This is a genomic window from Propionicimonas sp. (genome assembly GCF_047606205.1).
Lineage (GTDB): Bacteria > Actinomycetota > Actinomycetes > Propionibacteriales > Propionibacteriaceae > Propionicimonas.
In genome coordinates, this window is record NZ_JASGES010000133.1 from 1 (window position 1) to 7,473 (window position 7,473).

6 protein-coding genes are annotated in these 7,473 nt (G+C 70.9%); 4 read left to right on the forward strand and 2 right to left on the reverse strand.

Annotation, left to right across the window (positions count from 1 at the left end; all coding sequences use genetic code 11):
- A partial coding sequence (locus tag QM633_RS08530) for a glycosyltransferase family 2 protein (protein ID WP_415153324.1) occupies positions 1 to 1,435 on the reverse strand: 1,435 nt, incomplete at its 3' end.
- An 82-nt stretch (positions 1,436 to 1,517) separates the two neighbouring features.
- On the opposite strand from QM633_RS08530, the gene QM633_RS08535 reads away from it, so the two are divergent.
- The 4 genes from QM633_RS08535 (at position 1,518) to QM633_RS08550 (ending at position 6,978) form a co-directional block, all read left to right on the forward strand.
- Complete coding sequence (locus QM633_RS08535) at positions 1,518 to 2,855, forward strand: hypothetical protein (RefSeq protein ID WP_415153325.1); 1,338 nt, start codon at positions 1,518 to 1,520, stop codon at positions 2,853 to 2,855.
- Positions 2,856 to 3,022: 167 nt separating this feature from the next.
- The gene (locus QM633_RS08540; protein WP_415153326.1) at positions 3,023 to 4,294 is read left to right on the forward strand and encodes a family 16 glycosylhydrolase; all 1,272 of its coding nucleotides are present in this window, start codon (positions 3,023 to 3,025) and stop codon (positions 4,292 to 4,294) included.
- On the forward strand, positions 4,287 to 5,486 hold the full coding sequence (locus tag QM633_RS08545; RefSeq protein WP_415153327.1) for a family 16 glycosylhydrolase: 1,200 nt from the start codon (positions 4,287 to 4,289) through the stop codon (positions 5,484 to 5,486). The genes QM633_RS08540 and QM633_RS08545 overlap by 8 nt, the downstream gene beginning before the upstream one ends.
- Position 5,487: 1 nt before the next feature.
- Entirely contained in the window at positions 5,488 to 6,978 is a 1,491-nt protein-coding gene (locus QM633_RS08550; protein WP_415153328.1) for a glycosyltransferase family 39 protein, read from the forward strand.
- Between the two features lie 15 nt (positions 6,979 to 6,993).
- Here the strand turns inward: QM633_RS08550 and QM633_RS08555 are convergent.
- The coding region (locus tag QM633_RS08555) for a hypothetical protein (protein WP_415153329.1) at positions 6,994 to 7,473 on the reverse strand (480 nt) is incomplete at its 5' end.

The following is a 7,473-nucleotide window of genomic DNA, read 5'->3' on the forward strand; positions in this document are numbered from 1 at the left end:
CCAGCCAAAGCCTGGCGTACCGCTCCCGCCGCTCCGGCGCCGCGTCGCCGGGCCCGGTGTCGCGGGCCAGCCGCAGCCAGCGAGCCGCGCTTCCCGTCCCGGTGCGGAACTGCAGCCGCAGCCGGTACTGTCCGCCGCCGCCGATCGCGGACCACGGGACGCAGACCTCCCCCACGCTCTGCCGCCCGCCGGGCTCCGTCCAGACGACCTCCCCGGCGAAGGCCACCTCGCCGTCGCGGATCGCCCGCAGCGTCGTCCGGTCCAGCCGCGGCCCGGGCGACCTGACCCCGTGGATCCGCAGCCGGATCCTCAACTGCAGCCCGGTGGCGTCGGCGCCGACCTCCTCCACCTGAGCCCTGGTCGCGCCCAGTCGCAGCAACGGCCGGTGCGCGGGCGTGGCGGGCACGCCGAGATAGAGGTCTCCGTCGTGGGCGGCGATCCTCCCGCGCACCTCGTCCAGATGTTCGAAGGAGGCGAAATCGTCCTCCAGCATCGTGACGTAGCCCGCCCGCTCGCCGGGGTTCCGGGTGGCGATGGCGATGATCGCCGGATCGAGCGTCCGGACGACGGCGCCCGCCCTGTCGAAGAACTCCCGCAGCCGCTCCCACGGCAGCACCGACGGCGCCCGCCAGCTGAACCCCTGGAAGCTGCGGGCGATGAACGCCTGCATCAGCGGTTCCCTGGACGCGCCGAGCCCCGGCCGCATCCGGTGCAGGTCCTCGATCACCTGCAGGTGGTCCCAGTAGTTGCCCTGCCTGGTGTAGTGGCTGTCCATCACCGACCCGCCCTCGGCGCGCTTGCGGTACCGGTGCACGACATCGCCGACCAGGAAGAAGCGCTCCGCCCGCAGCATCGCCGGCACGTTGACCACGGTGTCCTGGTGGTGGATCCGCTCGGCGAACCGCAGGCCGAGGGACCGCAGCCACGTCGTGCGGTACAGCTTGTTGCAGGTCCTGGCGTCGTGCGCGAGCAGCGGGACGTCCTCGATCCCCACGGGACGACCCGAACCGGGCACGAAGTAACCCGACCAGAGCCACTCGCGCGGTTCGGGGAACTGCTCGGTCGCCCCCACCGCCAGGTCCAGCCCCTCGGCCAGCAGGCCGTCCCGCAGTGCCGCGACGGCGCCCGGGGCGAGCTCGTCGTCGCCGTCGAGGAAGAGCACGAACTCGGTCGCGACCAGGTCGAGGCCCCGGTTCCGGGCCGCGCCCGCGCCCGGCCCCGCGTTCGGCTGGTGCACCACCGAGACCGACGCGTGCCGCGCGGCGTACCCGTCGGCGATCGCGGCCGTGCCGTCCGTGCTGCCGTCGTCGACCACGATCACCCGGCAGTCCGGCCACGCCGACTGTCCGAGGATCGAGTCCAGGCACGCGGCCAGGTAGCGCTCGACATTGCAGGCGGGAACCACGACGGTGACGTCGCGGCTGGCAGTGCTCACGGATCAACAATGGCGATCGAGGCGATCCGGGACAACTCGGCCACCGCGTCCCCGGCGTGGCCGGCGACGACATAATGACCCGGTGAGCGCGGCGAGGGGTGGTGGCGACGTCCCCGCCGCCGCGCCTGCGGCCCGGCGGGCACCGGCGCTGGTCGTCTTCGCGCTGCTCGGCCTGATCGGACTGCTCACCATCACCCCCAAGGCGTGGAGCTGGAACGACGCCAGCCGGATGGCCACCGTCCAGTCCATCGTCGAGCGCGGCACCCTCGCCATCGACGGCACGGACTTCTACACCATGGACAAGGTCCAGGTCGGCGGCCACTTCTACTCCGACAAACCCGCCACCCCGCAGCTGTTCGGCGCGCTGGTGTACGCGCCGCTGAAGGCGCTCGGCATCGAGCTGCGTCCCGGCTGGAACCTGGCCTACTACCTGATCACGCTGCTCACCGTGAAGCTGCTGTGGTGGCTGTCGCTGATCGCCTTCCACCGGGCGCTCCGCTACACCGGGCTGGTCGGTTCGCGGCGGCTGTGGCTCACCGCCGCGCTCGGCGTCGGCACCCTCGCCCTCACCTGGTCGGCGACCTTCAACAGCCACTCCTGGGCGGCATCGTGGATGACGATCGGGTTCCTGTTCTTCCTGCGGGCCCGGCGGGGGACGCACACGGCGCGCGACATCTTCGTCGCCGGCCTGGCCTTCGGCCTCGCGGGCGGGGCGGACGTGGCGACGCTGGCCCTGCCCGCGGCCTTCGGCTGCTACCAGCTGTTCGATCGCAGGCTGCGGCGCAGCCTGTGGGCCTACGCCCTCGCCCTCGTCGTCGCACTCTCGCCCTGGCTGGTGAGCAACGTCGCCATCTCCGGCAGCGTCGTCCCGGTGCAGCTGGTGTCGGAGTACTTCCTGTTCCCCGGGTCGCCGTGGACGCTCGACACGCTCACCGGAGCCCAGCTGAACACCGGGCAGCAACTGGCCACCTACAGCCTGGGTCTTCTCGTCGGCGGGCGGGGCTTCCTGCTGTACAACCCCCTCACCGTCGTCGCCATCCCGCTGATGGTGGCCGAGGTCGTGCGTCGGCGTCCGTTCGCGGTGGAGGCGCTCGCCGCGGCGACCGCGTCCGTGGTCATGTTCGCCTACTACGCGCTGTGGTCGAACAACTTCAGCGGCGCCTCCTACAGCATCCGGTGGTTCGTGCCGTTGCTCCCCCTGTGGCTGTTCTTCCTCCACCCCCTGCTGCAGGGAAAGGGCTGGTGGCGGATGGCGGTCTTCCTCGTCCTCTTCGCGATCTCCGTCCCGATCGCCTGGGTGGGCACCTGGAACCCGTGGCCCTGGCAGCGCTACGGGCCCGTTCCGTTCCTTGTGAACCTGCGGATGGGAGCCGGCTGGGCCGAGTCGCTGTGGAAGGCCGTCCGGGCGGCGTTCCCCTGACACCTCGAGCAGTGGTCGAGAACCGACGTGGCGATCATTCGACCACGGCCCGGCGCGCCGAGGGCCTTTGATAGTCTCTGAGTGCCTCGCCGGAATGGTGCAGGCGACAAATCAGGGAACTGGCTGGAGAAATGGTGAAAGACAAGCGGCGAATCGTGACGATCGGAATGGCCAGCGCATTGATGTCGCTGGCGCTGTTCCCCGGCGCCGGCGCGCCCGCCCAGGCGCAGCCCACGCCCAGCGCCGTGGTGCTGCCGGCCGCGGCGACGGTGACCACCCGGAGCCTGGCGATCAGCCCGGTGGCCAACACGGCGAGCGGCTCCATCACCGCCAATTTCCTCAAGAGTGATTACGTCAAGGGACGCAAGGTCCTGCTCTACAAGCTGAGTGGCACCAAATGGGTGAAGGCCACCAGCACCAAGGTGAAGATGACCTCGGCGGGCGTGGCGGTCTTCAAGGTGGCCCCTGCGGCGAAAACCACCTACAAGGCGGTCGCTCCGGCATTCACCTACAAGGTCAAGAAGAAGAAGGTGACCGCCCCGTCCGTGGAGACCACCCAGGCCACCACCCGGACGCCGGATCTCTACGACGAGTTCACGACGCCCAGCAAGGACCTCAACTCCACCTTCTGGTCCCGGACCAGGAACGGCGACTACACCGTGGCCAAGCGCTGGTGCTCGGCGCCGAAGGACGCGAACGCGACGATCAGCAAGGGCGTGGCCAAGATCACCATGAGCAAGCCGAAGCTCGACGCGACCACCACCGCCACCATCGTGGCCAACGCCAAGACCGCACAGCAGGCGGCGAAGGACGCGGCTCTCGCCGCCGCCAACGCTCTTCCGGCGGGCAAGGCCAAGGACGCCGCGCTCAAGGCCGCGAAGGCGATGACTGTGGACGGCTGCCCGACCGGCATCTACGACAACGCCCGGGTCAGCACCGAGGGCAAGTTCGTGATGACCTCCGGCATCCTCGCCGCGAAGGTCAAGTTCCCCAAGGCCCAGGGCCTGCACGGCGGCATCTGGGTGCGGACGGTCCCCGAGGGCGGCTCCGAACTCGACATGGTGGAGGCGTTCGGGCTCGGCAAGGGAATTCAGAATGTCGTCCACATCGGTGTCCGGGACAGCGGCGTGGGTTACGAAACGCCCGAAGCCGAGAAGTGGGTGGCGAAGTCCGCGGTCAAGAAGTCGTCGTGGTGGAGCAAGTACCACGTGTTCTCCATGGAGTGGGACGCCACGTCGGTGACCTACCGGCTCGACGGGGTGGTCACGAAGACCAAGAAGACCGCCATCCCGATTCAGGACTACTACATCGTGATGAGCATGCTGAGCTCCGACTGGGAGACCGGCCGGCTGACCAAGCCGACCAAGGGTGGGGTCAAGGCGAAGCTCCCCGAGTCGATGCAGGTCGAGTGGGTCAAGGCCTGGAAGCCTGTTGCCTGAGTCGCACCGCCGGGCAGGAGTCGCCGGGCTCGTCGCCGCGGCCCTGCTGAGCCTGCTGGCCGGATGCTCCGCAGCGCCCGCGGCGGGCGAGGGACCCTCGGGGTCGACCACCGCCACGGGAGCGACGTCCGCCTCGGCCACGGTGCCGCTCGGCGACGTCCCCAAGGACCCCGGCGCGACCCTCGATGTCGGCCCGGTGGCCTTCGACGACCAGGCCGTGGTCGTCGCCACCTTCGCCACGGCCGTTCCCGGTCGCCCGGTCTCGCTGCAGAAGCAGACCGACGGCGGATGGCAGGAGGTGGGGCAGGCCAGCCAGGACAAGAAGGGCCGCGCGGAGTTCCACCCCGGCACCGAGAAGGCGACCTATCGGGCGGTCGCGCTCGACTACGACTCCGACCTCACCCACTACGCGGCCGCGACGACGCCCAGGGGCAGCGCGTCCGGCCAGTGGAAGCAGGTCTTCGGGGACGAGTTCGACGGCTCATCGCTGCGCAAGCCGCTGGCCGTCCGGTCCGAGGGCCAGTACTTCGCGCCCCGCTACTGCGCGGCGTCCATGTCGTCGATGGTCTCGGTGGGGGACGGCGTCCTCGGGCTGGGGGTCGACAAGGTCGGCGGGACGCGGGCCACGCGGGTCAGGGCGAACGCAGCCCGGGCCAACGGGACGTCGCTGGCCAAGGCCTGCGCCGACGGCGTCTACGACAACGCGATGGTGGGCACGCAGGACCGGTTCCTGTTCACCTACGGTGTGGTGGCCGCGCGGGTGAAGTTCCCGGTCCAGCGCGGCATGCACTCGGCGGTCTGGCTGCAGACCCCCGACGGCAAGGACATCGAGATCGACATCATCGAGTCGTTCGGGTTCCGCAGCAGCGGCGGCATCCAGAACATGCTCCACCCCAAGAGCAGCACCGGGGAGCGTCTCGACGTCGGCCAGTACGTGACGAACGTGCCGGAGATCAAGACCCAGGAGTGGTGGAACGAGTACCACGTCGTGTCGATCGAGTGGTCGCCGTCGGGCTACGTGTTCCGCATCGACGGCGTCGAGACCTTCCGCACCACCAAGGCGAAGTCGAGCCGTCCGCACTTCCTGGTGCTCAGCCTGCAGACTTCCGACTACGAGACCAACCGGCTCGACCGGTCGCAGTTGCCGGCATCGTTCGACGTCGACTGGGTGAGGATCTGGCAGGAGCGCTGAGGTGGAACGCGGCGGGGAGGCGGCCCACCGGGCGCCCGCGGTCGACGGTGCCGCCCCGGGCGCGCCGCGATGGACGCGTGGCGGGCGCTGGCGGGTCCTGGTGGCCGGGTTCGGCGTCGCTGCCTTCGCCTGGAACCTCGTCGGGATCGGGACGCCGCAGCCGTGGCGGGACGAGTCCGCGACCTGGTGGTCCACGCAGCGCAGCCTCCCCGACCTGCTCTCCATGCTCGGCTCGGTGGACGCCGTCCACGGCCTGTACTACCTGGCCCTGCGGGCATGGGTGCCGGTCTTCTCCGACTCCCTGTTCAGCCTGCGCGCCTTCTCCGCGCTCGGCGTCGCGGTCGGTGTCGCACTGGTCATGCTGGTGGCCACCCGGATGTTCGGGCCGGTCGCGGCGCTCGGGGCGGGGCTCGGCTACGGCGTCCTGCCGCCGCTGACCTGGGCGGCGACCGAGGCGCGGTCCTACGCCTGGACGGCCGTGCTCAGCTCAGCGATGGCCCTGGCGTTCTGGGTGGCGCTGCGCCGGAACGGCTGGGGCCGGTGGGCCGGCTACGCGGTGGTGGTGGTCGTGGCGGTGCACGGCTTCGTGTACAACCTCCTGGTCCTCGCCGCGGTGCTGGTCGCTCTCCCGTGGCTTCCCCGCGGGCGGCGGCGCAGGGCCGTGCTCGCCACCGCGGCAGCGACGCTGGCGTGCGTCCCGTTCGTGCTGCTGGTCGCCTCCCAGTCCAGCCAGGTCAGCTGGCTGGCCACCTATCCGGTCACGGCCACCGACGTCACCATGGGCGTCTTCTGGGGAACCACCACCCCGGCCCAGTACGGCGGATCCGTTCTGCTGGTCGTCTCGCTCGGCGTCGCCGTGTTCTCGTGGATCCGCGGCCGCGACCGGGCCGCGATCGCCTACGCGGCCGGCTGGCTGCTGCTGCCGGTCGGCATCCTGGTCGCCCTCCTCCCGGTCGTCCAGCTCTACCACCGCCGCTACCTGCTGATCTGCATTCCCGCGCTGGCGTTGCTGCTCGGCGTGCTGGTGGACCGGCTGGGTCGGGTCTGGCTCCGGCTTGCGGTCCTGGCCGTGGTCGTCGCGCTCGGCGTGCCCGGCTACCTGGGCAGCAGGGAGCCGGACGCGAAGCTCACCGCGGCACCCGCCGCCGATCAGCTGGCCGCGGTGGCCCGCCCAGGGGACGGGCTCTACATCGTCGATCAGGACGTCAACGCCCTGGCCTGGTCCTTCCCCGACCAGGTGCGTGGCCTGACCGACCTGAGCGCCCCGGGCGACGACCGGTGGCGGTCGCACGACCTGTTCCCGCCGTCGGTGCCGGTCGGCGAGCTGGGCTCTCGACTGGACGGCGTCCGGCGGGTCTGGATCTGGTCGCTGCCCGAGCGGGTCGACGAGGTGGTCGCCGAGTTCGCCGCCGAAGGCTTCCACAAGAGCCAACGCATCCGGGCGAAGGACCACTACCGGACCAACCTGGTCCTGCTGGAGCGCAGGGACTGAGCGCAGGCCCTGCCGTCAGCGTACGGGCTGACGGACGTCGATACCGCCGGCCGAGCCGACCACCGGCCACCCCTGCACGATCGCCCGGTTCGTCCTGCTGAAGTCGCCCGGCCACAGGCCGCTCATCACGATCGTGGTGTCGCCGCTGTCGAGGTAGTCCATCATCACCGCCTGGAAGTCCGGGTTGTCGCGCCGCTGGTCGCTGCCGGGGAGGACGTGGATGTAGCCGCTGAGGTCGACGACCAGCCGGCAACCGGCGCGCAGGTCGGTGCGCAGGCGGTCGGTGAGGATCAGGGCGACCGGATGGTCGGTGGTCACGCAGCCGCTCCGCGCCCCGATCACCGCGGCCAGGCCGGCGCGGGGGAACGAGAACCCGTCGGTCGAGGCCAGCTGGGCGAGCGTCCCTGCGCCGAGGAGCAGGCCGGCGACGAGGCCGAGCGCTCGCCGGCCCGGCGGACGGAGCCGGCCCGCGACCGGCGAGACGGACGAGCCGAC